The 26436-nt window shown below is 35.2% G+C and carries 17 protein-coding genes; 12 read left to right on the top strand and 5 right to left on the bottom strand.

Features of this window, described 5'->3' with window-relative positions:
* Positions 1-39: 39 nt before the first annotated feature.
* The 4 genes from Q1V95_RS07245 to Q1V95_RS07230 all read left to right on the top strand — a co-directional run bounded on the left by Q1V95_RS07245 (position 40) and on the right by Q1V95_RS07230 (position 4946).
* On the top strand, positions 40-1653 hold the full coding sequence (locus Q1V95_RS07245) for a CTP synthase (protein ID WP_300672207.1): 1614 nt from the start codon (positions 40-42) through the stop codon (positions 1651-1653).
* Between the two features lie 179 nt (positions 1654-1832).
* Complete coding sequence (yidC, locus tag Q1V95_RS07240; protein WP_300672201.1) at positions 1833-3620, top strand: membrane protein insertase YidC; 1788 nt, start codon at positions 1833-1835, stop codon at positions 3618-3620.
* 142 nt (positions 3621-3762) lie between these two features.
* A complete protein-coding gene (locus Q1V95_RS07235; protein ID WP_300672199.1) occupies positions 3763-4425 on the top strand; it encodes an RNA methyltransferase in 663 nt (220 codons plus the stop codon).
* The gene (locus Q1V95_RS07230) at positions 4422-4946 is read left to right on the top strand and encodes a hypothetical protein (RefSeq protein WP_300672198.1); all 525 of its coding nucleotides are present in this window, start codon (positions 4422-4424) and stop codon (positions 4944-4946) included. The genes Q1V95_RS07235 and Q1V95_RS07230 overlap by 4 nt, the downstream gene beginning before the upstream one ends.
* A 90-nt stretch (positions 4947-5036) precedes the next feature.
* On the opposite strand, the gene Q1V95_RS07225 is transcribed toward Q1V95_RS07230, so the two are convergent.
* Positions 5037-5786 carry a hypothetical protein gene (locus Q1V95_RS07225; protein ID WP_300672197.1) on the bottom strand — a complete coding sequence of 250 codons (750 nt, stop codon included), beginning with the start codon at positions 5784-5786 and terminating at the stop codon, positions 5037-5039.
* A gap of 152 nt (positions 5787-5938) precedes the next feature.
* The gene (locus tag Q1V95_RS07220) at positions 5939-6862 is read right to left on the bottom strand and encodes an AraC family transcriptional regulator (protein ID WP_300672195.1); all 924 of its coding nucleotides are present in this window, start codon (positions 6860-6862) and stop codon (positions 5939-5941) included.
* 250 nt (positions 6863-7112) lie between these two features.
* Between Q1V95_RS07220 and Q1V95_RS07215 the strand changes: the two genes are divergently transcribed.
* From Q1V95_RS07215 to Q1V95_RS07205, 3 genes are all read left to right on the top strand, one after another.
* Positions 7113-8621 carry an aldehyde dehydrogenase family protein gene (locus Q1V95_RS07215; RefSeq protein WP_300672193.1) on the top strand — a complete coding sequence of 503 codons (1509 nt, stop codon included), beginning with the start codon at positions 7113-7115 and terminating at the stop codon, positions 8619-8621.
* A gap of 417 nt (positions 8622-9038) precedes the next feature.
* Entirely contained in the window at positions 9039-9413 is a 375-nt protein-coding gene (locus tag Q1V95_RS07210) for a DUF779 domain-containing protein (protein ID WP_300672191.1), read from the top strand.
* A gap of 14 nt (positions 9414-9427) precedes the next feature.
* On the top strand, positions 9428-10126 hold the full coding sequence (locus Q1V95_RS07205; RefSeq protein ID WP_300672188.1) for a hypothetical protein: 699 nt from the start codon (positions 9428-9430) through the stop codon (positions 10124-10126).
* Positions 10127-11372: 1246 nt separating this feature from the next.
* Here Q1V95_RS07205 and Q1V95_RS07200 read toward each other — a convergent pair.
* Positions 11373-12467, bottom strand: a complete 1095-nt coding sequence (locus Q1V95_RS07200) for a transposase (protein WP_300672186.1) — start codon at positions 12465-12467, stop codon at positions 11373-11375.
* Positions 12468-12982: 515 nt separating this feature from the next.
* Positions 12983-13723: an RNA polymerase sigma factor gene (locus tag Q1V95_RS07195; RefSeq protein WP_300672184.1), complete on the bottom strand. Its 741-nt coding sequence runs from the start codon at positions 13721-13723 to the stop codon at positions 12983-12985.
* Positions 13724-14118: 395 nt separating this feature from the next.
* Between Q1V95_RS07195 and Q1V95_RS07190 the strand changes: the two genes are divergently transcribed.
* The 3 genes from Q1V95_RS07190 (at position 14119) to Q1V95_RS07180 (ending at position 18934) form a co-directional block, all read left to right on the top strand.
* Complete coding sequence (locus Q1V95_RS07190) at positions 14119-14343, top strand: helix-turn-helix transcriptional regulator (RefSeq protein ID WP_300672183.1); 225 nt, start codon at positions 14119-14121, stop codon at positions 14341-14343.
* A 321-nt stretch (positions 14344-14664) separates the two neighbouring features.
* Positions 14665-18552, top strand: a complete 3888-nt coding sequence (gene cas9 / locus Q1V95_RS07185) for a type II CRISPR RNA-guided endonuclease Cas9 (protein ID WP_300672181.1) — start codon at positions 14665-14667, stop codon at positions 18550-18552.
* Positions 18524-18934 carry a DUF4269 domain-containing protein gene (locus tag Q1V95_RS07180; protein WP_366143272.1) on the top strand — a complete coding sequence of 137 codons (411 nt, stop codon included), beginning with the start codon at positions 18524-18526 and terminating at the stop codon, positions 18932-18934. The genes cas9 and Q1V95_RS07180 overlap by 29 nt, the downstream gene beginning before the upstream one ends.
* 365 nt (positions 18935-19299) lie before the next feature.
* Here the strand turns inward: Q1V95_RS07180 and Q1V95_RS07175 are convergent, their stop codons facing one another.
* Positions 19300-21099, bottom strand: a complete 1800-nt coding sequence (locus Q1V95_RS07175; RefSeq protein WP_300672179.1) for a hypothetical protein — start codon at positions 21097-21099, stop codon at positions 19300-19302.
* Positions 21100-21409: 310 nt separating this feature from the next.
* Between Q1V95_RS07175 and Q1V95_RS07170 the strand changes: the two genes are divergently transcribed.
* Both Q1V95_RS07170 and Q1V95_RS07165 read left to right on the top strand, forming a co-directional pair.
* On the top strand, positions 21410-24100 hold the full coding sequence (locus Q1V95_RS07170) for a M36 family metallopeptidase (RefSeq protein ID WP_300672177.1): 2691 nt from the start codon (positions 21410-21412) through the stop codon (positions 24098-24100).
* Between the two features lie 14 nt (positions 24101-24114).
* Entirely contained in the window at positions 24115-26367 is a 2253-nt protein-coding gene (locus Q1V95_RS07165) for a T9SS type A sorting domain-containing protein (RefSeq protein ID WP_300672175.1), read from the top strand.
* The last annotated feature ends 69 nt before the right edge of the window (positions 26368-26436 follow it).

Here is a 26436-nt window from a genome sequence, read left to right as displayed (position 1 = left end):
TCTAGTCCGTATGCTTTAACTTTGCACAAACCTAATCTAATGAGTAAAAAAGAAACGAAGTACATCTTTGTAACAGGCGGTGTTACTTCTTCACTGGGTAAAGGAATTGTCTCTGCTTCTTTGGGACTTTTGTTGAAATCAAGAGGTTTTAACGTTACTATCCAAAAACTTGATCCTTACATTAATATAGATCCTGGAACGCTTAATCCGTACGAACATGGCGAATGTTATGTGACCGAAGATGGTGCCGAAACCGATCTTGACCTTGGTCACTACGAGCGTTTTCTTGATAGCCAAACAAGTCAAAACAACTCTGTAACAACTGGTAAAATCTATCAAACAGTTATCGAAAAAGAACGTCGCGGCGAGTTTCTTGGTAAAACGGTGCAAGTTATTCCGCATATCACAAACGAGATTAAACGTCGAGTTAAGATTTTAGCAAAGAAAAATTACGACATCATCATCACCGAAATTGGTGGAACTGTAGGTGATATCGAGTCTTTACCATACATCGAAAGTGTAAGACAATTACAGTGGGAGTTGGGCAAAAATAATTCGATGGTGATTCATTTAACATTGTTGCCATATTTGGCTGCAAGTGGTGAGTTAAAAACAAAACCGTCGCAACATTCTGTTCGTCAATTGATGGAAAGCGGTATCCAAGCAGATGTTTTGGTATGTCGTACAGAGCACAAAATCCCGAAAGACTTACGTGCAAAGTTGGCGCAGTTCTGTAATGTGGCTTTAGAAAACGTTATCGAATGTAAAGATATGGACACGATTTATGAAGTGCCTGTAGATTTGCAAAAGCAAAACTTCGATGAGGTTGTTCTTAAAGAATTAAATTTACCTTATAATAAAGAAGCCGATCTTAAAGATTGGAAAACTTTCCTTAAAAAATATAAAAATCCAAAACGCAATGTTAATATCGCTTTGGTAGGGAAGTATGTGTCGCTTCAGGATTCTTACAAATCTATTGCAGAAGCCTTTATCCACGCTGGCGCAGATTTGGAAACTGATGTTAATGTTAAATGGGTCTACAGTGGCGATTTGACAGAAGATAATTTGCAAGAAGCTTTTAAAGATATCGACGGTATGTTGATCGCTCCAGGTTTTGGCGATCGCGGTATCGAAGGAAAAATCTTAGCAGCAGAATATGCACGTGTTAACAATATTCCAACTTTAGGTATTTGTTTGGGAATGCAAATTATGACTGTTGAATTTGCTCGTAACGTCCTAGGACATGCAAAAGCTAACAGTACAGAATTTGACACAGCAACGCCAGATCCTGTTATTTCGATTATGGAAGAACAGAAAAATGTTGTTGATAAAGGAGGGACAATGCGTCTTGGTGCTTGGAAATGTGCACTGAAACCAAATTCTAGATTAGCAGAAATCTACGGTGCCAAAACAATTTCGGAAAGACATAGACATCGTTATGAATTCAATTCTGATTACAAAAAAGAATTCGAGGATAAAGAGATGATGATTTCTGGTCAAAATCCTGAAACGGGACTTGCCGAAACCATCGAGTTAAAAGAGCATCCTTTCTATGTTGGTGTCCAATATCATCCAGAATATAAGTCGACGGTCGCAACACCGCATCCTTTGTTCAAAGCTTTGATAACGGCAGCAAGCAAGAAAAAGAAATAAAATTATCGAATGACCTAAAGTATTTTTTTAGGTCATTCGTCTTATTATCAGGATGATAAAGATTAGTCAGCTAAAAGTAGTTATCTGAAAAATAAATCTTATTTTTGTCCTCTTAAAATTTAATTAAAAAGAGCTAGAAGTTTTAGAATTTCGAATTCAGAATTTTCAAATTATTACGAATGCAACAGAACAACGGACTGGACAAAAATCAGTTAATTAGCTTCGGTGTACTATCTCTACTTTTGATAGGTTTTATGCTCTATTTCCAAAATAGACAAGCCGCAACAGAACAAGAGGATATCGCAAAGAAAGCCAAAACTGAACAAACAACGGCAGCCAAAGCTACTCCAGCAACTGAGCTTAACACCAATGTTACGCCGAATGCCATACAAACAGTTAATCTTAAAAATGATGAACTTAGCTTAGAATTTTCTAGCCTTGGTGGTGAAGTTAGCTCTGTAAGACTTAACAAGTTTAATGCTTACGACGGAAAAAATAAAAACAAACCACTTTACCTTTTTAGCAACAAAAATGCTGAATATGGTTTTGAGTTTAAAGATAAAGCTGGCAAAATTGTAAACACAAAAGATTTGGTGTTTACGCCTACTGTAGCTGGAAATACTGTGACTTTGACAAGTCAACTTAGTGGTGCTACTATTCAGTTTATCTATACATTAAGTCCAAAATATACTTTAGATTTTAAAGTAAGAACGCAAGGTTTAGCGAATTTGACTTCGGACAACAAAGCGACTTTCAAGTGGAATTACAATGTTAGAGAATCCGAAAAAGGTCGTTCTCAAGAGCAAACGCATACAGAGTTTACTTACGGATTTAACAATTATAAATCTTACGATTATGATGCGCGTTCTGACATGGACGAGTCCAAAGAAACGCTTAACTGGATTGGTGTAAAGCAGCAATTCTTCGCAGCGGTTATCGAAGCGCAACATGGTTTCACACAATCTAAAGGTTTCCAAGAAAATATCGAAACAGGAGAATATCTTAAAAAATTCAACTATGATGGACAAGTTGCCTTTAACGGTGGCGAGTTTAACCAAGATTTCACATGGTATTTCTTGCCGTTGGATTTACCTTTATTAAAATCTTATAACAAAAACTTTGACGAGATTCTTCCATTAGGATGGTCATTCATTGGATCGCTTAACAGACATGTTTTCATCCCGATGTATAACTTGATTTCATCTTGGGGAATTGCAGCAGGTTGGGCAATTTTCATCATGACGATTATTGTTAAACTTGTTCTTTCGCCTGTAATGTACAAGCAACATAAGTTGAGTGCCATGATGAAGGTGATTCGTCCAGAGATTGATGAGGTTAACAAAAAGTACAAAGATGCGGACCCAATGAAGAAGCAACAAGAGACGATGGCAGTCTACAGGAAAGCTGGCGTCAACCAATTGGCAGGATGTCTTCCAGCCTTGGTGCAGGTGCCGTTATTCTATGCCTTGTTCCGTTTCTTCCCGAATATGTTGGACCTTAGAGGTAAGAGTTTCTGGTTTGCTGAAGATTTAACCGCTTATGATGATTTAATTAAATTACCTTTCAAGATACCATTTTTAGGTGATCACTTAAGTATTTTTGCGTTGGCGTGTACAGTTGTTATTTTGATCTATACGATGATGACAGCAGGTAATATGCAACAACCGCAACAAGAAGGAATGCCGAATATGAAGGTGATGATGTATATCTTCCCAGTAACATTCTTGTTCTTCTTGAATACTTCTGCCTCTGGTCTTTCTTGGTATTATTTTGTGTCAAACGCGATTAACATCATTATTATTTTGGTGATTAAATATGTGATTTTGGATGAAAAGAAAATTCATGCTCAGATCCAAGAGAACAAACAAAAAGCGCCAAAACCTGAAGGTCGTTTCCAAAAACGAATGAGAGAGATGATGGAACAAGCACAAGAGCAGCAAAAGCAACAAGGAAAAAATAAGAAATAATCTTAACTATCCATATTAAAAGCGAAATCGAAAGGTTTCGCTTTTTTTGTTTTAAAAATCGAGATTGTTTTGTTTCCTATTTATCCTATTTATGAATTGATGTGTTCTGTTTTAAAATTAAAAAAAACGCTACTTTTGCAGCATGAATTTAGAAGCAACCTACGACTATCTCAAACAATTTTTAACAGAAGAGCGATTACGCAAGATTGAACATTTCGCACCAGAAAGCTCCGATTTTATTTTGCCAGTTGTAGAAGACGTCTATCAGTTTCGAAATGCTGCGGCAATACTTCGTTCTGTTGAAGCTTGCGGATTTCACAAAGTTGTTGCTTTAGAAAAAGAGAATGTTTTCGATCCCAATCTTCGTGTGACAAAAGGCGCTGATACTTGGGTAGATGTCGAAAAAATGCCGCGCGAGATTGCTTCATTACAGAAAGTTCGTGATCGTGGTTACAAGATTGTTGCAGTATCGCCAGAACGTAATGCGACGATGCTTCCAGATTATCAACCCAACGAGCCTTTGGCTTTGGTTTTCGGAACCGAATGGGAAGGTACAACAGACGAGCTTTTGGATTTTGCAGATGAAACCTTGGCTATTCCAATGTTTGGATTTACACAAAGTTTTAATGTATCGGTTGCGGCTGCAATTTGTATGTACGACCTCAAACAAAAATTGATAAAATCTGATATTGATTACAAATTAACAGGAGATAAGCTTTTAGAAACTAAAATCCGCTGGACCGTCAATTCTATCCGAAGTGGACAAGAAATTTTGGAACATTATCTTAAGTCACAGCAAGTATGAGAAAGTTAAGCTCCTTAGTTTTGATGACAACTGGCATTGTCGTTTTTGGTCAAAATAATCTTGCAAAGAATGATGTGTTGCTTTTTGGTTACCAAGCTTCGTTTGAAGCAAGTGATGCTGTGAAGTCTGCAACATTGCATCATATTGAGTTCGCTTATTCGAAGGTGAGATTTGATGATGGCAGACAACGTCATCCTGCGTCATACAATTATAATTTTGGTACGGAGTTAATTTTTAATAGTTCGCATTTTTATGTGGCTCCAAAGTTGGGTTTTGCTTTTGCTGGAAGTGGGCTTTGTTTGGGTAGTGATTTTTTGCTTTATACTGATTTTAAAAATGTTCAACCTCGATTGATGCCATACTTTGCATTGGGAGGAAGTGCATTTCGATTGTTTGTTGGTTACTCGATGCGACTAAATAAAGTCGATGACTTTCCCATAAATACCCTGAATGTAGGTTTAACAGTTCCACTTTACAATTTTTCGGATAAGAAATTTCTTTTTGCTAAAAAAAGTAAGTAAGCTTTAAAACTACTTTTTTGATAGCATACTTCTGTATTCTCATTACCGAATGCATCGTTTTTCTTCAAAAGCTTGCGTTTTTATCCTTTCTTAAAACTGTTGATGAATCAAATACAATCCATTCTCATCATTATCTCCTAGTATTTCTACGAGAATAAAATCATTATTTTCAAGCTTTGTAATGTCGGATGCATAAAGCCAAATTTGAGAGCTGGTGCTCAATTCATCTTGTCTAGCATTGACTTTGAATTTTAGAGTATCTTTTTTTAGCACTAGATTCACAAAAGCAATACCGTCCGATAAAACTTGTATACCATTTCCATTTGGATTTCCCCAAGCGTAGAACGGATTGACACGATTCCAGTTATCTTTTAATTTGAGGTATTTAGAAATGTAGAATTTAGATTCAGAATTTTTATTTTCATTCAAATTTAAAGTATGGAGAGGTTTGCCGATGAGATGATTCTTTTCGTCCAACTTTGCCGAATCGGTGATTTTTCCGTCCGTTGTGAAGTGTATCCAAGTTCGATTTTCACGAGGAATCCTTGCGCCAAACTGTGTGTTAAGATTGGTGGTTTCTGCGTAGAAAATTTTTGTAATACTATCGTAACAAACAGGCGCTAAATTATTAGGCTTTGTGTTATCTTCATCTAGGGAAGCACAACTATTTTTGCTTATCCGTGTAATCGTCCAGTTGTTTTGCTTTTTTATCTCCGTTAAATATTGACGGGTATTGGCTTCTTTAAAACTTTTTTTAGAATCAAAATAATTGATGATTGACACAAGTAAGAAAAAGAAAATAATTCCTCCAACTGAGATTAGCAAAATAGTTTTTTTCATTCTTGTGTTTAATAGCAATGAAAATAAGAATAAATCTCAAAACTTGAACAATGCTTTATTGCTTATTTAATTTTAAAATTAAAGCAATTTGATGCATGTAGTCGAGATTTTCAGGATGTTAGTACTCTTTCTCTGTTTTAAAAAAGAAAAAATCAACTCAAATCAAAAATGTTGTTCTGGAAAGATTTTGGTGTCGTGCCAGCATATTGTTTAAAAACTCTTGTGAAATAATTGGTATCTGTAAAACCCGTTTGGAAAGCGACTTCTTTAATGCTGCTTTGTCCTTTTAATAGGTCTTTTGCAAGGTTAATACGCTCTTTAAGAATAAAATCATTGGGCGAAATCCCCAATTCTTCTTTAAACATTTTGAAGAAGTTCGACTTGCTGACATAAGCCATTTTTGCCATTTGGTCGATGTTCAGTTTTTGGTGGAGATTCTTTTTGATATAATCCACAACAAATCCCAAACGTGACTGATTCTTCGAAAGCTGAGACTGAATCATTGTGCTTGCTTGCGTTTGCATCAGGCGGATCAGGAGTTCTTTCAGTGCAAAATCTGCCATCAAATCTTTATGCGTGTTATCGTCCATCGCGATTCGCATGATGTTGTTGGTCGCAGATGTTAACGATGCGGTATTAAAAAGATAGTATTCCTGATTTTGAAGCTTCCAAGAACTGCTTTCGTCAACTTTGGCTTCATTAAGGTTAAGATGGTTAAGCGTATTCTCAATGAATTCAGAATTAAGGCTTAGCGACAAACATTGTGATGGCGCATCGTCCGCTTCGGGAAAGTCGATGACCATTGTTTCGCCAGGTGCAACCAAAACGCTCTCGCCAGGAAGATATTCGAAGTAGTCGGTTTTGCCATCCAATTTTAGCCTTTTTTTACCACGCAGCATTGCGGTAAAAGCAACATCGTTAAAATGTAATTTAACATCAAAAGCATTGCTATGCGTCTCATATATATTAAACTCACAATTTTTTAAAGTGTACGAAGTTCTATTTTCTACAATACTTCCGAGTTGATTTTCCTTTAATAATGCGGGTTGCTGAATATATGATTTGCCTAGCGCCATAATGTCCTTCTTTAAAAAGCTAATTGCTTAAAAATAAGAAAATATTTTTTAACAAACTTCTAATGTTTTGTTAACGAAAATATAAAGTTGACAACAGAAAGAGGATTTTACTATAAATATGTAGGATTCTGCTATTTTTTTGAAATGGAGTAAGCTAATTTCGATTCATCAATAAAAACAAAAATCTTATAGATTAATATTAACTTATTGGTGAATCTCATTTAAAAATAATTTAAAAACAATAGATATTATGAGTATAAACGCAATACAAAGACCAGAATTAAAGGCAAAGTATGATAACTACATCGGAGGCAAATTTGTTGCACCAGTTTTAGGAAAATATTTTGATGTTGTATCACCGATTGATGGTAAAGTCTTTACCCAAGCGGCTCATTCTACAAAAGAAGATTTGGAGCTTGCTGTTGATACAGCTTCTAAAGCTTTTGAAACTTGGAAAAATACATCGGCTACAGAACGTAGCATTATTTTGAATAAAATCGCAGATCGTATGGAGGAAAACCTCCAATACATCGCTTCTGTGGAAACTGTGGATAACGGAAAAGCGGTTCGTGAAACCCTTGCGGCAGATATTCCTTTGGCAATTGACCACTTTAGATATTTTGCAGGTGTTATCCGTGCAGAAGAAGGTTCTCACAACGAGTTGGACAAAGATACAGTGTCATTAATCGTTAACGAACCACTTGGGGTTATTGCACAAATTATCCCTTGGAATTTTCCAATTCTAATGGCGGTTTGGAAGCTTGCACCAGCATTAGCAGCTGGTAACTGCGTGGTTCTAAAACCAGCAGAAAGCACGCCGATTTCTATTATGGTTCTTATGGAGCTTATTGGCGATTTGATTCCTGCAGGTGTTATTAACATTGTTAATGGTTTTGGGGCAGAGCTAGGTCGTCCATTAGTAACCAATCCAAAAGTTGCCAAAGCAGCCTTTACAGGTTCTACAGCGACTGGTAGATTGGTAATGCAATATGCAACCGAAAATATTATTCCCGTAACTTTAGAATTGGGAGGTAAATCGCCAAACGTATTCTTTAGTTCGGTGATGGACCATGATGATGAGTTCCTAGACAAAGCCATTGAAGGTGCAGTATTATTTGCCCTTAACCAAGGCGAGATCTGTACGTGTCCATCTAGATTGTTGATTCAGGAAGATATTTATGATGCCTTTATCGCAAAAGTTATTGAAAGAGTTAACGCGATCAAAGTTGGTAATCCACTAGATCCGACGGTGATGATGGGTGCGCAGGCTTCGAAGATTCAGAAAGATAAAATAGTATCTTATATTAAGTTGGGTAAAGAAGAAGGCGCAGAAGTATTAACTGGTGGCGATGTTAACCATTTGGGTGGTGATATTGAAGATGGCTACTATATCCAACCAACGCTTTTCAAAGGCAACAACAAGATGAGAATCTTCCAAGAAGAGATTTTTGGACCAGTGTTGGCGGTAACAACTTTCAAGGACGAAGCAGAAGCTATTGCTATCGCAAATGATACGATTTATGGTTTGGGAGCAGGTGTTTGGACGAGAGATGCACATCAGCTGTATACAGTTCCTAGAGCTATCCAAGCAGGTAGAGTATGGGTTAACCAATACCATTCTTATCCAGCAGGTGCACCATTTGGAGGTTACAAGCAGTCTGGTATCGGACGCGAAAACCACAAAATGATGTTAGACCACTATCGTCAGACAAAAAATATGTTAATCTCATATAACAAAAACAAATTAGGTTTCTTCTAGAAATCAATTTTTGTGGGCGTGTCACTTGGTTGCCATACTTTAGATAAAGTATAATAAGTTGTGATTGGTGTGTTTTTTTAGTCAAAGCAACCAAGTGTCGGTCTACGCACAGTCGCTGTTAATCTTTTCAGCAAGGATATTGAGTGTGCCAAAGCATCATTCTAATCCTTGTGACTTTGGTCGCTGAAAGAAATTGAAGTTGGCTTCAAGATTAACGAGCTCCGACAATGTGCTCCGCCCTCACGCGGATGAGGTAACAAAAGATATAGACGGACAAAGAAGAGGAAGAATTTGATTTTTCAATAGGTATTAATTTAAAACTTAATTTGTCTAATAATTTGTGTTTTTTAACCTGACTTTACTAGAGTCAGGTTTTTTGTTTTCAGAATAATATTTAACTTTAAATAAATTAAAAAGATGATATCGAGATTAGATGTAACAGATAAAGCTATGGAAGTTATCAATACTTTGGAGGCGCAACACGGACCGTTGATGTTTTATCAAGCAGGAGGTTGCTGCGAAGGTACGCAACCGCAATGCTTTGAGAAAGGCGGCTTTTTCCCTAGAATGAATGATGTTCTTATTGGGCACATCAAAGACTACGAATTTTGGATTGACCGCGACCTATTCGAGTATTGGCAGTATTCACATTTTACTTTGGATGTCCTCGACGGTTTTGGTCCGGGTGGATTTTCTTTGGAAACACCTTTGGGCAAAACTTTCAAAGTTCATTACCGACTTTTTACGCCAGAAGAATTAAAAGATTTAGAGCCCATCAAAAGAAATGAATAACCTATCTTAGACTTATGAGTGGAATAAAGAATTTTCCGGTTGCGGGACAGATGTTGATAATTTGGATAATACCTATGATCGTTATCTGGGGAATAGTATTGTTTATTTTGCCTATTAGCAATTTGGTATATGCAGCAGTGATTGCTGTTTTATTAACAATCTTTGTATTTGGAGGTTATCTAAAATTCAATTGGACAGACTGGTGGCGTTATACTTTAGTTTTAGGCTTCAGTTACATGATTGTTATTGGCATACTGTCTTTTTCGCCAAGACTCAAAATTTACGATTACCGACTTTGGAATCCTAGCATGCAAGCCAGCCAAGTCACTGTAGATAGCCTGGCAACTGGTATTGTAGGAGGTAAAAGTGCGCATCCCTATGTTGCAGTTAACTATAGCTATTCTGTAAATTCTAAGAGTTATTACAAAAAAAATGAAAGGGTAGAGGAGCGTGATGGTTTTATGTTCGATTTTAAAAGCCAAGAACAGAGACAGCTGTCCTTAGAAAATTGGGGTAAAAAGCAGATCAAGAAAGGTGATTACGAAGTTTTTTACAGCAAGAATAATCCTCAAGAATCTAAGTTTTTTATTGATACATCCTGGATTAGTTATGTTAATTCGAGTATGTTTTATTGGTTGCTAACAGTGGTAATCGTTATGTTTCTGAGCATTGTTATAAGGCTTTTCTTTGCGCGATTAGGAATTAAGTCTTAGGTTTTCATACTTTATTCATACTTTATCTATGCCTTATCCATACTGTTGTTATACTTGAAGGGGCTTTTTTTAAGTGTTGATGAAAGTGTATTCAATATTGTAATGGCGTCAGCTTGAGTGTGGCTGATAAGCGGTGTATCGAGAGGTTCTCTTATTCTTTAGTTTAACTTTTGCTTCTGCATTTTTTATTTTTTTTAAGGAATCGGCGAACCGCTTCGCTAAGTTGTTTCTCTAGCTTTTGCCTTGATGCAAAAGTTACAAAAGATCAAGACTTTATAAAAAATGCCTACTCAAACTTTTGCGAACTAAACAAAATAAAACTTGCTTCGCTTCAAACAGTATTTTGTTTTAACGTTCTACAAAGTTTTTCGCTTAACGGCTTTTTTATAGATGTCGATGGAAGCGTGCTCAGTTGAACATGTTGTCTTTTTAGTGTCTTTTCTTGATGAAAATTATTCCTAGGTCATTTTTACGGTTCGTCAGTTTGAGTATGGCGCTGAGCCGTGTATCGAGAGTTTTTATTTTATAACTTAACTTTTGCTTCTGTATTTTTTATTTTTTTAGAGGAATCAGCGAATCTTCGTCGCTTATTTGTATCTCTTGTTCTTTTTCCTTGATGAAAAAGAACGAAAAATTGCCTCATGTCCTTATTTATAATTTTTAAAGGAATCGGCGAACCGCTTCGCTAAGTCGTTTCTCTAACTTTTGTCTTGATACAAAAGTTACAAAAGATCAAGACTTTATAAAAAATGCCTACTCAAAACTTTTGCGAACTAAACAAAATAAAATTGACTCCATTTTTATCTATTATTTTTTTTGAGTCGTCGAACCGTTACACTAGGTTTTGCTTCGCTTCAAACAGTATTTTGTTTTAACGTTCTACAAAGTTTTTCGCTTAACGGCTTTTTTATAGAGGTCGATGAATGAGTATGCAGTAGAATGCATTGTCTTTTTAATGTTTTTTCTTAACGAAAATAATTTCTAGGTCGGGTTTTATAGTGGTATTTTTCAACTTCTTATTTGTTAATAAGACCATTCAAACTTCAATGTTTAACAGTTGTTAGGTCGTTCTAGAGTTTCAGGTTTCTGGTTTAATGTCTCATGTGGGTTGGTTTCAAGCCTAGTTTATAGCTTTAAAGTACATCATACATTTTACATAGTACATTTTACAATAAATCAATGTCTTTTAGTCTCGTGTCTGTTGGTCTCAAGTCTAGCCTCTATTCTGTTGCGTTAATTTTTGTTTTTAGCCAATGAGGAGTTCGATGCCGGCTTTTTCGGCTTTGTATTTTATTTTGGTTTGTAGTTCATAGTAGCTCCAGTTGCGGAGGACGAACTCTTGTTCTTTTGCGATGCCTATCTTGTCTTCCTGGTTGGTGAGCACCAAGGTTCCAGCCTGCTGCTCGATGCAAAAGTCGATGAGTTGCTTACTATAAACATGAAGACGGTTGCTGACATAACGGCCTTCTCGATCTTCAATGTTGTAAAGTGCTTTTCGTTTTCTTTTAACGCCCTTTCCTGAACGGGCATAAGTGATGCTGTCTTGAATTCTTTTTTGACTTGCCTGTATCGCCAATCTGCGGTGTAAGAATTCTTCTTTTGAGCCAATGTTCAAGCGTCTATTATTGGCTTTTACGACAATGGGATGTTCTAATGATAAGGTGGCTTCGGCGATGATTTCGGGCTTTAGGTGGTGCTGGTCTTTCTCAAATTCGAATACCGCCAACCAAAATATTTTGCCGTCTTTTTGTTGGATTCTAGAGGTGTATAGTTTTATTTCTCCCTTAATGAAACGTTCTAAGATGAGTCGCTTATCAGTAAAGTCTTTTCCTAAGTATGTTTTGAATGGAATAGCCATTATGTTAAAGCAAAAGGCTTTCTTTTCCGCATCATATCTCCCTTTGGTAACATAATCTGGAGGAAAAGGAATTGGCATGTTTTTTTTGAAATTTTCCAAAGATCTTATGCCTTGCCAATATTCACTTTTTGATTTAGAAAAATTAGATTGAATGGCATTGTTCAATGTTGACAAGATTGTGGTTGGCACCTCTCCTTTGAAGCGGTCGAAGACCATTCGTGCCGTAGTATAGGATCGTGACCAAGTGAGTATTCCAGATTCGTCTTTTTTAGCATCCACTAGTTTGTATTGGATTTCTTCGGTGAGGTAGAAGAAGTCTTTGATCATTTCTTGAACATACAAATTGGAAATAATGAGGTTAGCGGCTCTGAAGCAACAGTTTTGATAGCGGTAGAGTTTTTCCCAAACTGCTTTTTTTTCCTCAGCGGGAAGGTCTATGAGTAATTGGATCTTGCGGGTTCGTATTTGGGTTGATTTTTCCATATCTGTTTGGTGTTTAAATTATCTGATTTTCATTTTTTGGTTTTTAGCATAAATCAGCGAATCTCTTTTGTCGATTTTTCTTGATGAAAAAGAGGACTCATGCGTTGTATATACGGTTTTTCGTATTTAGTGAGTGTTCTTTACCTCACCTTGCGGGTATACAAGTACCCTCAATATTTTATTTGTTCTTTGTTCTTTTTCCTTGATGAAAAAGAACGAAAAATTGCTTCATGTCCTTATTTATTATTTTTAAAGAATCGGCGAACCGCTTCGCTAAGTTGTTTCTCTAACTTTTGCTTCTGTATTTTTTATTATTTTATAGGAATCAGCGAATCTCCTTCGTCGATTTGTCTTGATACAAAAGTTACAAAAGATCAAGACTTTAAACTTTTATGCTATAAATTTTTATTATTCGCTAAAAACTTTAAAACTTGTTCCCACGCTATTATCCATCGCTTACTCAAACAGTAAACTTTTTTAACGCTCATTATAAAAATTTACTTTACGCTAAAAGTTTAGAGGTCGATGAGTTCTTTGGCGATTGTTGCAAATGATGCTTTTTGCTCCATTCTTCTTTTCATGATTTCTGTTTGTTGGTCTGTTAGCTTTTTTGAATGTTCTGCAGTGGTGGCGGTTTTTTTTTGAACTTGGTTATTGGAACTTCCTTTAATTATTTTCTGCAAATCGTTGATGGCTTTGGTGACTTCATTGCTTATGCTTGTCACGCTGCTTCCCATAGCTGTGGCGATGGCTTTGTATTGGAAGCCATATTCTAAGCAAAGTTCTATAAGGCGCCTTCTTTTTGGAGCTAAGAGAACAAGTACTTTCTTTACTTCGTCGAATCTTTCTTGTTCGGTTTCTTGATTTTGCAAGTTTTCTTTATCGTGTGCCGGATCATAGCCTATAAGGTAATCTTGGTAGTTTTCAAAACTCTCGATGGAATATTGTAGGCGTGCGAATTTGTTTTTAGGCGCTCTATAGTAGCCTATGCATTCTCTTTTCAAGACAAAGCGTAGGAAGCATAGCATATGAAAGGGCGATTCGATAGAATCTCTATTTAGCCATAGTTTGAGGTAGACATCTTGGACAAGGCTTTCGACGATAAAATCATCCTCTAATTTTTGTTTTCCTATCCAGAAGAGAAGTCTTCTGTAGCGGGCATCGATGTGCTTAATGGAAATGGGGTCTCCCTTTTTTAGCAGCTCGTACAGCTGAAGATCGGTTGGTTTGCGAGATAAGGCGTTTGTTCTTTTCATAAGTCGTGTGTTTTAAACTTATTATTACTTGAAGAAACTGCTTTGATCCTAGGCTGAATTCTCAACTCCTCTAAAACACCCATCCTTACCGGCACCCATAAAAAGGGCGTGGAACTCAACTTACCGACTAGTGGTACTGGCATACCAAGCAACGATAAGTGAGCCCACGCCGCGGTCGTGAGCTAATTTACTTATCATCCCGTTGCTTTGTGAAAAGTGCCAGTTTTCTAGTCGAGAATCTAAGCAATAGCTTCGATTATTATTGTTGAAGTATTGCAAAGTTAACTTTATTGTAACTTATTTAGCAAATATATAATAATTTTTTCAATGTAGGTTAATTCGACTACAAAAAATTATTAGAATCTTATCATTTTGTCTATTCAAAGTCAACCGTAATGGATAAATTGGAATTTAGAATAGCTTTTGGTAAAAGAGTTGAGATGTTTAGAAAAAAACTCAATTTGAGTTATAGAGAGTTAGCTCAAAAGTGTGATGTGGATCATAGCAATATAAGCAAAATAGAAAAAGGCGAAGTAGATCTCAGAATCTCTACAGTTCAAGAGTTAGCTAAAGGATTAAATGTGCATCCGCAGGAACTTTTTGATTTTAAAATAAATTAAAGAAACTAAATATTGAAATCCACCTCTTATGGTGGATTTTTTTTGCGAAAAAAAAAAGGCGAGTTGCCCCGCTTTGAATGTTTTAGTTCGCAATTTTGTCTACTATTCATGAAATCGAAGATTCAAGGTGGCTAACATTTGGAAATAAAAATACCCCGCAGGTAGGCGAGGCGCTAAATGTTTTCACAACGGAATAATCCTTATTGTGAATTGCTTTCGGTACAAAGATAAATATTTTTGTTTATCGCTCATTATGGAAAACCGTAATTTTTATAAAAACTTTGTATTTATCTTTAGGAGATTTAAAAAAGAAAAAAAACTATGACTAAAAATATACTTGGATTGGATTTGGGAGTTTCATCTATTGGCTGGGCTTTGGTACAAGAAGATGATAAGAACTCTGATAATAATAAAATCATAAAACTTGGAGTACGTGTAAATCCACTCACTGTTGATGAGCAATTAAACTTTGAAAAAGGAAAACCTATCACAACAAATGCGGGAAGAACTCTTGCAAGAAGTGCTCGTAGAAATTTGCAACGATACAAGCAACGGAGAGAAAACCTAATTGATGTTTTAAAGAAAAGTTCTATCCTGAAAGAAGGAGATTTACTTACTGAAATAGGAAAAAACTCTACTTTTCAAACACAGCAGTTACGTGCGAAGTCAGCAAACGGTAAAATAGAACTTTCCGAGTTTGCTCGAGTATTGCTTTTACTCAACAAGAAGCGTGGTTATAGAAGTAGCCGAAAGGCTAAAAATGAAGATGAAGGACAGATAATTGATGGAATGTCTGTTGCTAAGATGCTTTATGAGGAAAAAATAACACCAGGAGAATATTCCTATCAACTTTTGCAAGAAGGTAAAAAACAATTGCCAGATTATTATCGTTCCGATTTACAATCAGAGTTTGATAGTATATGGAAGTTTCAACAGCAGTTCTACCCAGAAATTTTGACTAATGAACTTTATAAAGAGTTACAAGGAAAAAATAGAAATGCAACTTGGAAAGTTTTAGAAATTCCCTTTTCATTAGTGGGAGTTAAACAAATTGGGACTCAACAAGAGAAGAAAATTGAGAAATACCAATGGAGAGCGAAAGCGGTTAAAAACCAATTAGATAGAGAAGAGCTTGCTGTTGTTTTTCAAGAAATCAATAGCAAGCTCAATAATTCCAGCGGTTATCTTGGAGCAATCAGTGACAGAAGTAAAGAGTTATATTTCAATAATCAGACTGTTGGGGAATATTTATACAACCAATTAAAAGCAAATCCCCACACCAAGCTTAAAAACCAGGTATTTTACCGTCAAGATTATTTGGATGAGTTTGAAAGAGTTTGGGAAACTCAAGCTAAGTTTCATCCAATATTAACGAAAGCTTTAAAGGAAGAAATCCGTGATATTGTTATTTTTTACCAAAGAAAATTGAGGTCACAGAAAGGATTAATTAGCATTTGCGAATTCGAAAATCGTGAAATAGAAGTTACTGAAAATGGAAAAACAAAAAAGAAAACCGTAGGTTCTAAGGTTGCACCACGCTCGTCACCGTTATTTCAAGAGTTCAAAATATGGCAGGTTCTTAACAATGTAAGCTTTCAAAATATTGAAACCAAGGAAGAACTTCCTTTGGATTTAAAAATGAAAGAAGAACTTTTCAATGAAGTAAATATCAAAGGAAATCTTTCTCCAAAAGAGATTTTAGATTTAATTGGATATTCTGGGAAAGAATGGAAATCGAAATTCAAAAATATTGAAGGTAATAAAACAAACGAAAGCTTTTATGATGTTTACTTAAAGATTTTAGCTAATGAAGGCTTTGACTTTCCAAAAGAGTTTAAATTAAGCGCAGATGACGATATCAAAGTTTCCAAAGTTTCTTCCTCCGCTTTTGCGATTAAAGAGTTTGTAAAGAAAGGCTTTGAAGAACTTGGAATTAGAACCACAATCTTAGATTTTGATGCTCAACTCGATGGACAAGATTTCGAAAAACAAGACTCTTATCAACTTTGGCATTTGTTGTATTCTTACGAAGGTGATGATTCTCCATCTGGAAATGATACGTTGTACAGACTTTTACACGATAAATATGGCTTCAAAAAGGAGCATTCGCAGTTGTTGGCAGAAATTGGTTTTATTCCAGATTATGGAAGTTTGAGTTCTAAAGCTATGCGAAGAATCTATCCGTACATCAAAGAGCACAAATACAGTGAGGCTTGCGCTTATGCAGGATATAATCATTCTAAAAACTCTTTAACTAAAGAAGATTTAGCAAATAGAGTTTTGAAAGAGCAATTGGATATTCTTCCTAAAAATTCACTTCGAAATCCTGTCGTAGAAAAGATTCTGAATCAAATGATTAATCTTGTAAATGAAGTGACTAAAGAATACGGAAAACCTGATGAAATCCGAATAGAATTAGCTCGTGAACTGAAAAAAAATGCTGCGGAACGTGCTGATATGACATCAGAAATTAATAAAGCAACTCTTCTTCATCAAAAATATGCATCTGTTTTACAAAATGAATTTGGAATAAAATCACCATCACGAAATGATATTATTCGTTATAAATTGTATTTGGAATTAGCAAACAATGGTTATAAAGATTTGTACACCGATAATCAGATAAAGAAAGAAGAATTGTTCACGGATAAGTATGATATAGACCATATTGTCCCCCAATCGCGTTTTTTTGATGATAGTTTTTCGAACAAAGTTCTTGTTCCGAGAGGTGCTAATTTGAAAAAAGGAAATCAAACGGCTTACGATTATTTGGAAAATGAAGGAAAAAATCAGTTAGAAAAATTCTTAAACGTCATTAATGTACTTTACGATAAAAAGGAGATTTCTAAGGCCAAATTTGAAAAATTACAGAAAAAAGCTGCTGATATTGGAGATGGTTTTATCGAAAGAGATTTACGAGATACACAATATATTGCCAAGAAAGCCAAAGAAATTCTTTTTGGAATTACCAATTCTGTAGTCTCTACATCTGGGCAAATTACAGATAAACTAAGAGAAGAATGGAATCTTGTGAACACTATGAAGGAATTAAATCTTGATAAATATAAAAAATTAGGATTAACAGAAATCATTAAAAACTCAAAAGGTGAAGAGAAAGAACGTATTGTAGATTGGACAAAAAGAAACGACCATCGTCATCATGCAATGGACGCACTTACGGTTGCTTTTACAACACATAATCATATTCAGTATCTTAATTATCTAAATGCAAGAAAAGACGAAAGCCATAAGCAGCATAAAATCATTTCAAATATTGAAAATTTGATAACAAAAGTAATCGAGAAAAGCAATGGTAAAAAAGAAAGGATTTTTATTGAACCTCTGAAGAACTTTAGAAAAGAAGCAAAAATACATCTTGAAGAAATATTGATTTCTCACAAAGCAAAGAATAAAGTTGTTACTAAGAACATCAACAAAATAAAGAAAAAAGGAGGTGTAATTTCAAAAACCGAATTGACGCCGAGAGGACAATTACACAAGGAAACCATCTATGGAAGTGCAAAGTTTCTGAAAACAAAAGAAGAGAAAATCTCCGCTAAGTTTGATATTGAAACTATCAATAAGGTACAAAATAAAAAGTATAGAACGGCTTTGTTAGAACGATTGCAAGAAAATGGAGGAGATGTTAAAAAAGCTTTTTCGGGGAAAAATGCAATTACAAAATCTCCAATCTATCTCAATTCTGACAAGACAGAACAAGTTCCAGAAAGTGTTGTCTTAGCTTGGTACGAAGTAGGTTATACCATTAGAAAAGCAGTTAATTCAGATAATTTCAAAGATTTTAAGAATATTGACAAAGTAACTGATATAGGAATCCGAGAGAAACTCACTCAACGATTGAAAGAGTATAATGGAAATGCTAAAGAAGCTTTCTCTGATTTAGAAAAGAATCCAATTTGGCTTAATAAATCAAAAGGTATTACTGTAAAAACAGTGACAATTACGGGAATAAGTAATGCTGAAGCTCTACATTACAAAAAAGACCATTTGGGGAAAGAGGTTTTAGATGAACAAGGAAAAAGAATTGCCGTAGATTTTGTAAGTACTGGAAATAATCATCATGTTGCGATATATGAAGATGAAAAAGGAAACCTGCAAGAAAAAGTCGTAAGCTTTTATGAAGCTGTTGAGCGGGTAAATCAAAACTTATCTATAATCGATAGTTGGGACAATTCCTATTGCTATTGATATTCAGAATAGTGATCTTGATATTATTTGCTATGTGGAAGATCAAAAGGATTTTGTAAGAACTGTAGAAGATGCTTTTCAAGCTGAAAAAGATTTTAGCATTCGTCATTTAAATGATAGAGAACTTCCTGCCATTGTCGCCAATTTTTTTATTGATGATTTTGAGATTGAAATCTTCGGACAAGCAGTTCCTTCAATACAGCAAGCGGCTTACAAACACATGCTTATAGAAGATTATCTACTAAAAAAGTATGGTGAAGCATTTCGACAACAAATCATTACACTTAAAAAACAAGGCTACAAAACTGAACCTGCATTTGCTTTACTGCTCGGTCTAGAAGGTAATCCTTATACCGAATTATTAAAAATAAGTACTCATTAATTTGGGCGTCGATTTAACAAGCAATGTTTGTATTTTTTTTACTGAGGTAAAAAGATATTTTCTGTGATTGCTGGGAGTTCGATAATAACTACCACCTTTTGATGCCTTTCTGAGAGTAGTATAGGAGATTAGTTTTCGTTTGTGAAGCGGGATTGAAAAATGGAAATTCACTAAGTACTCGATTATTTTATTGGATTTTAATTTACATTCTTGAGAGGCAAGCATAAAAACTAAATGACATCTCAATGTATCATTGGTAGGGCTTCTATTTTACATCACAACGGGAAAGAGCAGTACAGGAAATTTGCAAAGTCTATATTTCTCAATTTACCCCAAAATTTTAGGTTTCTTTAAATCTTTATTTTCTAAATCAAATTTTGTAAAAACAATTGCAAATCTTGTGTCTTGTCTAAACCAAGTTTTTGTTTCAATCGGTATTTGGTTACACGAACTGTGTGTGGATCGACATTTAGTAGATTCGATATTTTCTGATTATCCATATTGATGTAGATGTATGCCGCATATTTTTGGTCGAGGTTAGAAAGTTTGGTTTTAGAAATACTATTTAGCTTTTTGAAAAAGTTGGGATGTACTTCTTGCAGAACGTCTTTAATCTCGGTAAAGTCGTTTTCGGTAATACGTTCACTACGTAGGATTTTGTCAATGTTGACATCTGTGTTTTTTAGTTGCTCTTTTAGCTCTTTGATGAAGCTGTTTTTATGGTTTAATTGTATTGAAACAGCTAAAGCCTGCTTTTGTAATTGTTCTTGTTGTAATGATAATAAGTCTTGTTCGGCTTTTAGACGGCTTTTTTCTTCTTTTTCGAGTCTCAATATAAGTTCCGATTCCTTGATTTCGGCTTGTAAAATATTTGTGTTTTGCTTGCTCAGCTTTTGTCTGTATCTAAAAGTATAAAACATAAAAACTAAACCTACTAAAGCGAAAATCAACATTCCAAGGAAAAGGAATTTTTGGATATTATTCGTTTTGTTGGTAGTTGTCAGTTGGTTAATTTGGAGTTTCTTTTGTTCGAGGTCGCTATAGGCGTCAACAAGCTTTTTTCGATTGTTATTAAGGTTATCGTTGGAAATGTTGGTTAGATTCAAGCTTTCTTCGCTATATTTTAAAGCTTTTTCATAGTTTTTATTTTCGGTGTAAAGTTCTTTTAATGTGTTAATAATATAGAGTTTGATATTATCAGTTTTTTTTGGATTCTCTTCGATAGATAGATTGTAAGCTTTTTCAAGGTTATCAATTTTACAAGGATTGTCAGAGCACAATTCTGCGTAGGTTGTATAGCAGACAATTTCCGTGGATCTAAATTTTTTAGCACTGGCAATCGCCATCGCTTGATCGAGGTAATTCTTCGCGATGTTGTGTCTTTGTTCCTTAGAGTAATCTCTGTAAGGAAAAGATCCAATGAGTGATGCAAAGTTATTGTAAGCGTTTGCTTTTGCTTGATTTGATTGGTATTTTGTGTCCTTGGCATTAACTAGATTTAAAGACTTTTCAGCATATTCAAAAGCTTTTTCTATATCCGCGGGGTTTTTACTATTTTGATAAATTGAAGAATACATTACCACAGCATCTGTATAGGAGATGTTTTTGTCCAAGTCTAAATTGGTTTTGTCAATGTAATAAATTTGCTTCAAAATATAATCTCTATAAGATTCGATGTTTTCTCCTTGCATAACATAAGACCTAGAAATAATCCTATATAATTCGGATTTTAAATAGTTTTCGGCGGGGTATTTTTCTAAAATTTTTAAAGCTACATTGGCAAAATAAATTGTTTTTTCAGGAAACTTATTGGCAAGATATATTCTGGCAAAACAATAATTAGAGTAGGCATCATCTAACTTGTCTTTACTGTTGTCTGCTAGATTTTTCAATAAATTTCCGTAGTAAAAAGCCTTGTCAAAATTATTGCTAATCACGTAGAGCATTACAAGATTAGAATATATTTTGACCTTAAAGTCATTGTCAGTGATTTGTTCATCAAGTGCGTTTGTTAAGATTTTCTCAGCCTCTGCATATTTTTCATCAACAATTAATATCCTAGTTTTTACAATTAACTCATCTTCTTCAACAGTGCTTGCTTTTGCCGAACTCCAAAGGCATAAAAGTAGTATTGCTAATGTTCTTAAAAATAAATTAGATTTCATTCTAGTAGAAGTTGTGTTTGTTGTCAAATTGATAGTGTAATTGCTAAATGTTTGATATTTGTCACAAATTAACAAATATTAATGTAGTTTTGTGCTGATATATTAATATTTTTCATGTTAAATTTATATACATAGCATACACAGTGTATATATTTTGTGTGTGTATTCTACGTATTAATTGGTTGATTTTATGGTTTTTAGATATTTTGTATGTGTATATAAAGTGTCCACAAATATTTAACTCGGTTTTTGATGCATTTTTTCATTTTCAATTAATATTAATTTTAGAAAAAGTAATTATTAGATTAATATGAAAAGAAATTACATTCTACTTTTGGCCTTGACAGCAGGTAGTATCCAAGCTCAGACTTCCTTGGAAGTTGTAGATCGTTATTTGAAGAATGATACAAGTGCTAATAAGGCAAGTGTCGCCAATTTTTCAAATCTTGAGTACAAAGTCATTAACGAAAATACGATTGGTGACAATGTTGCAGATTATGTTAAGATTCAGCAAACCGTAAATGGTATTCCTGTATATCAAAGTTATGGAACCTTTCAGGTTAAGGACAGAAAGGTTTTAACTTTTAATAATAACTTCAGAATAGAAGCACCGCAAACGACCAAAGCAAGTCTAACAGCTGAAGAAGCAATCCAAAAATTTGCTTCAAAAAATTCTAAAAAGCTTGTTCTTCTTCATGATTTGGAAGATAAGCCTCAACAATTAAAGGATTCTAATGCTTTAGATAGTAGTGTTTTGTATTCTGATAAAAATCAGATGCTTAACTATTATCAAACGGATAAAGGTCTGAAACTGGCTTGGGTGATGTTGGCATCTTTTCGAACAGCTTCTAATGAGAAGGATCTTTTGCCAATGTATGAAGTGGTTATTGATGCTAATTCTGGGCAATTATTAACAAAAACGCCTGTCGTTAATGAATGTTTTGTGGATAGCCATGCGACCAGTAAATCTGTTTTTAAAAATGATTCAAAAGACTTTGATTGGATTTATGATGAATTCAGCAAGTCGAAAAAAGCAGACGCAACATCAGGTACTTATAATGTTATTCCTGCTAACTTTCAAAGCCCGTCGCAACATGCTTTTACAATGATGTCAAATGTTGCAGATCCGAATGCTTCCAAAGAAGGTTGGCACAAGTTAATAAATGTTCCAAGAGATCCTAACGCGGAAACGCCTCTAACAAAATACCATACAGTCGGCAATAATGCACGTGTTAGCTCGGATCTAAGTGGTGCGGCAAGTGATCTAATTATTGATAGTGGAGGACTCTTAGCTGGCTTAGGAGTTCTGTATCTAAAGGAAGAGGCCTATGGTGGTGAGAACCTCATATTTGATTTTCCTAATCCAGGTTCTTCTACCGATTATAATCCAGTGGCTTATCACGATGCGTCAACGACACAAATGTTTTATTCCATTAATTCGATTCATGATATTATGTATTATCATGGCTTTAATCCGAAGGCGGGCAGTTTTCAGGCTAATAGTGGTGAGGGAAGACTTACAACGGGCATTACTGTTGCTGGCCTTGGCAAGACGAGAACAGTTAATAACGCATTTATGATTTACAGTTCGGGTATATTTAGAGATCCGATTACTTGCTTTTTTACTTTTGAAACTTTAAAAGAAGGTGCAGGTGTCATAGACGTTAATACAGGTGATGATAAAGGAATCTATCCTGGTATAGTCGGCAACAATAAAGCTTACAAATATGGCGTGGATCCTCGTGTTACAGGAGATATGATTTTGGTTGATGATGCTTCGGGTGTAGATAGCCATGATGCTTGTGAAGAACCTGTCAACGGAAGTCAATTGCAAGATAAAGTCGTTTTGGTAAATAGAGGAACTTGTAATTTTTCAGATAAAATACATAAAGTTGCGCCATATCATCCCAAAGCTATTATGATTATTAATAATTCTAGCACTGCATTTACTGGTCTTTTGTCTGCTGAAGGCGATGGTGATAACAGTAATTTGAATTTTCCAATAGTTGGGATTGAACAAAATATTGGAGCAAAATTAAAACAATCTCTACTAAATAATACAGCTTCTGATGTGACGGTTCCGTCTACAACTTATGCGATTACAAAAAGAGACAGTGGATTTGATAGCCAAGTAATTTTGCATGAATACACGCATGCAGTTTCTGGTAGAATTACAAATAGCGCAATGAATGGTGAAGAAGGTATGAATGAAGGTTGGAGCGATTATGTTGCGCTTAATCTTACACAACAAGCAAGTCAAGTTGATACCGATTTAATCAACATGGGAAGTTATGCTTTCGGAGGAGGAGGTTTGCGTCCAAGACCCTATACGACTGATATGAGTGTTAACCCTGATACTTACGATTATCTTAAAGTGATTGGACCTGGTCCAAATTTGCAACATCCAACAGGTTACTTATGGGCAGTTATGTTGTGGGAAATGCATTGGAAGTTTGTTAACAAGTATGGCTTCAATCCTGATCATAAATCTAACCAAGGTGGTAACAATATGGCTTTGGATCTTGTCTTACAAGGTCAAAAACTTCAGGTTCCTAATCCTGGTTTTGTTGAAGGTCGTGATGCAATTTTGCAAGCTGATCAGGCGATGTTTAATGGTGATAACAAGTGTATGATTTGGGAAGCTTTCGCCAAGAGAGGATTGGGTTTTAGCGCAATACAAGGGACGTCTGATTCTCGAATGGATGGTACAGAAGCTTTTGACCTGCCACCTGCTTGTAAAACTCTTGGAACTATTGAAAATACAAGTAATGCTCTAAGTATTTTCCCTAATCCAACTAAAGATGTTGTTTACATTATGGCAAAAGATGAGGTTACAAAAGCAGAAATTTTCGATACGTCTGGTCGTCTTGTTTCAACACAATTATTAGACGCTTCACAGCAAAAAAGAAGTGTTGATACATCTAATTTGCCAAAAGGAGTCTTTGTAGTCAAATTCTACACGAAAGCTGAAGTTGTAACTAAGAAAATTATCAAAAACTAATTTCCTCTAATATTATGAAAAAATATTTTATGATGATGTTGGTTGTTTTATCAGCTTTTATGTTTGCTGAAAAAACGCCACTAAAAGTAAAGCCAATTTCAAAATCGAAAAAAACAGCTAGTTACTGTATCCCCAATGTTAGTGATCCCGAAGCTTTGACACTGGTATCTTTTGGCGCAATTAATAATCGTACTGCTTCTAGTACCAATGTTGGCTACGAAGATTTTACTAACCTGAGTACCAATGTTGGACAGTATCGCACCTATCAGATTAAATTACAAGCCAACACAGAAGGTGACTATTATGCGAGTTTTACAGTGTATATCGACTTTAACCAAGATGGGATTTTGGGGCCAGTTGATTATAAAGATGAAGAAGGGAAAAAAGAACGTTTTGAACTTGGCTATATACGCAACTCTAATGGAAATGATGGGAAAGAATTAGTTGCGAATATTACAATTCCTGGCAATGCAATTCCTGGATCTACAAGGATGAGAGTTATGAAAAGACAAACAACTCTTGTCCCGATTGTATATGCTACCGATGGTTGTAATTTAGGAAATACCTATGGACAGGTAGAAGACTATAGCGTTAATATTTTTACACCTCAAGGTTGTGATACTGCGGTAAATGGTGCAAATCTAACTGCGATGTTTGTTCCTAAAAATAATGGACAATCAGAATTGATTACAAACACTGCAAAAACGGGAGCTTACACCGATATATTTGTAATAGCTGGTGCAAGTTATGATTTCAAACTTGGTAAAGAAACTGTCTTTTCAACATTAAAGAGACCAGATGCTACAACAGCCAGAACTTCGGATGCTTCTCAATTTTCGTGGACATCTGACTTTACGGGCGTGTTAAGATGGTATACACATGCTGACGAGAGCAATTGTTCTGCAGATAATTCTATTTTTTCTGAGGAGATTACCTCAAGTCTGATAACCAACTCTATTAGAGATGCTTGTAATGTTGGAGTGCCAAACATGAGCGGTTTTTTCACTATGGAAAATGGTGGTGCCAAGGCGCAGGAATTGGCAATTGATATTCCAATGTTCGTAGGTAAGTTTTCAACTATAAAGGGCATTACAGTTAATATGGCGGATGCGACCTTTATTAATTTTGAAGAATTAAATACTAATTCCAACGGACTGCCGGGTACGGTGTTGTCAAACATACAGGGAACTATCGAAAGCAAAACACTTGCCTTTACCCAAGATGGAAAGAATATATATACCTACAAAATTAAATTTGACAAACCTATTCTTACCGACGGGGCTTTGGGTGCAAAAAAATGGTTAAAACTTCTTAGCGATGCTGCCTATGTTGAAGTTAATCCAAGTCTGAAAATTGGCGAAAACATCACTGTTAAGAACAATGTAACAGGTTCTTGGCAGATTGCCGATCGTAATGAATTGGTGTATCAATTAGAAGCTGATTGTAGACAAGATATGTGTACACAGGTTGTTGTTTCTACTGATGATCCTACAGATAATATGATGACATCCGAAATGGGGCCATTCATTCCAGATATGATGACTGCTGCTATTGATGTGGAGGTTAATCCAAATGAAAATCTAGGTGTTAATGGTATTGTATTAGATTTATGGGAGGCTAGTACAGTAGCTGAGGTTAACAATCCAAGAATGTTAGAATTTAACCTTAGAAAACATAATGCCGAAACACAAGAGCCTGGCGATATTATATCAGAAAAAATAGCGATGACATCGACTAGAGAAAAGTTGGAAGAATTTTTGCCAGATCCTACTGTCGATTTAGTTTATACAAGATGGAAAGTTAATGTCAAATTTAATCAATCGTTACTTCTAGATGGTGCACAATCGCCTAAGTATTGGCTGGAGGTCGCTTCAGATTACACTGGATTTACGACAACAAATGATGTCTATGCATTTGTAGGTTCGCCGACTTATATTGGATATCTAGGTTTGATGTGGGTAAAACTTGACAACGAAATGGTGTATAAGCTATTGACGGATTGTTCGGTGTTAGGTACACAAAATACAACAAAGCAAGAAAAGACAAAGTTGTATCCAGTGCCATTTGTTAATACTTTGACAATTAGTTCACCAATTGCAATTAGAAGTATTGAAATCTATAATGTTGCAGGTGCGAAAGTAGTACAAAAAGAGGCTAGTCAGTCTAAAGTGGAGCTTAATCTTAGTAATCTTCCAACTGGTATGTATATTGTGAAAACTATTGATGTTAATGGAAATGTAGACTCTCAAAAAGTTATCAAAAAATAGTATTTTCTTTAAAAGTAATTGTTTTGGAGGCTGTCTCGTAAGAGCGGTCTCCTTTTTTATTTAAGTAAA

This window comes from Soonwooa sp., from assembly GCF_030151385.1.
In the GTDB taxonomy this organism is placed as follows: Bacteria; Bacteroidota; Bacteroidia; order Flavobacteriales; family Weeksellaceae; genus Soonwooa.
This window is presented reverse-complemented; position numbering and strand designations above follow the sequence as displayed.

Excerpts from the sequence above, each read along its gene's own strand:
- Q1V95_RS07245 (WP_300672207.1), top strand. The coding sequence starts at position 40 with ATGAGTAAAAAAGAAACGAAGTACATCTTTGTAACAGGCGGTGTTACT.
- yidC (WP_300672201.1), top strand. The coding sequence starts at position 1,833 with ATGCAACAGAACAACGGACTGGACAAAAATCAGTTAATTAGCTTCGGT.
- Q1V95_RS07235 (WP_300672199.1), top strand. The coding sequence starts at position 3,763 with ATGAATTTAGAAGCAACCTACGACTATCTCAAACAATTTTTAACAGAA.
- Q1V95_RS07230 (WP_300672198.1), top strand. The coding sequence starts at position 4,422 with ATGAGAAAGTTAAGCTCCTTAGTTTTGATGACAACTGGCATTGTCGTT.
- Q1V95_RS07225 (WP_300672197.1), bottom strand. The coding sequence starts at position 5,786 with ATGAAAAAAACTATTTTGCTAATCTCAGTTGGAGGAATTATTTTCTTT.
- Q1V95_RS07220 (WP_300672195.1), bottom strand. The coding sequence starts at position 6,862 with ATGGCGCTAGGCAAATCATATATTCAGCAACCCGCATTATTAAAGGAA.
- Q1V95_RS07215 (WP_300672193.1), top strand. The coding sequence starts at position 7,113 with ATGAGTATAAACGCAATACAAAGACCAGAATTAAAGGCAAAGTATGAT.
- Q1V95_RS07210 (WP_300672191.1), top strand. The coding sequence starts at position 9,039 with ATGATATCGAGATTAGATGTAACAGATAAAGCTATGGAAGTTATCAAT.
- Q1V95_RS07205 (WP_300672188.1), top strand. The coding sequence starts at position 9,428 with ATGAGTGGAATAAAGAATTTTCCGGTTGCGGGACAGATGTTGATAATT.
- Q1V95_RS07200 (WP_300672186.1), bottom strand. The coding sequence starts at position 12,467 with ATGGAAAAATCAACCCAAATACGAACCCGCAAGATCCAATTACTCATA.
- Q1V95_RS07195 (WP_300672184.1), bottom strand. The coding sequence starts at position 13,723 with ATGAAAAGAACAAACGCCTTATCTCGCAAACCAACCGATCTTCAGCTG.
- Q1V95_RS07190 (WP_300672183.1), top strand. The coding sequence starts at position 14,119 with ATGGATAAATTGGAATTTAGAATAGCTTTTGGTAAAAGAGTTGAGATG.
- cas9 (WP_300672181.1), top strand. The coding sequence starts at position 14,665 with ATGACTAAAAATATACTTGGATTGGATTTGGGAGTTTCATCTATTGGC.
- Q1V95_RS07175 (WP_300672179.1), bottom strand. The coding sequence starts at position 21,099 with ATGAAATCTAATTTATTTTTAAGAACATTAGCAATACTACTTTTATGC.
- Q1V95_RS07170 (WP_300672177.1), top strand. The coding sequence starts at position 21,410 with ATGAAAAGAAATTACATTCTACTTTTGGCCTTGACAGCAGGTAGTATC.
- Q1V95_RS07165 (WP_300672175.1), top strand. The coding sequence starts at position 24,115 with ATGAAAAAATATTTTATGATGATGTTGGTTGTTTTATCAGCTTTTATG.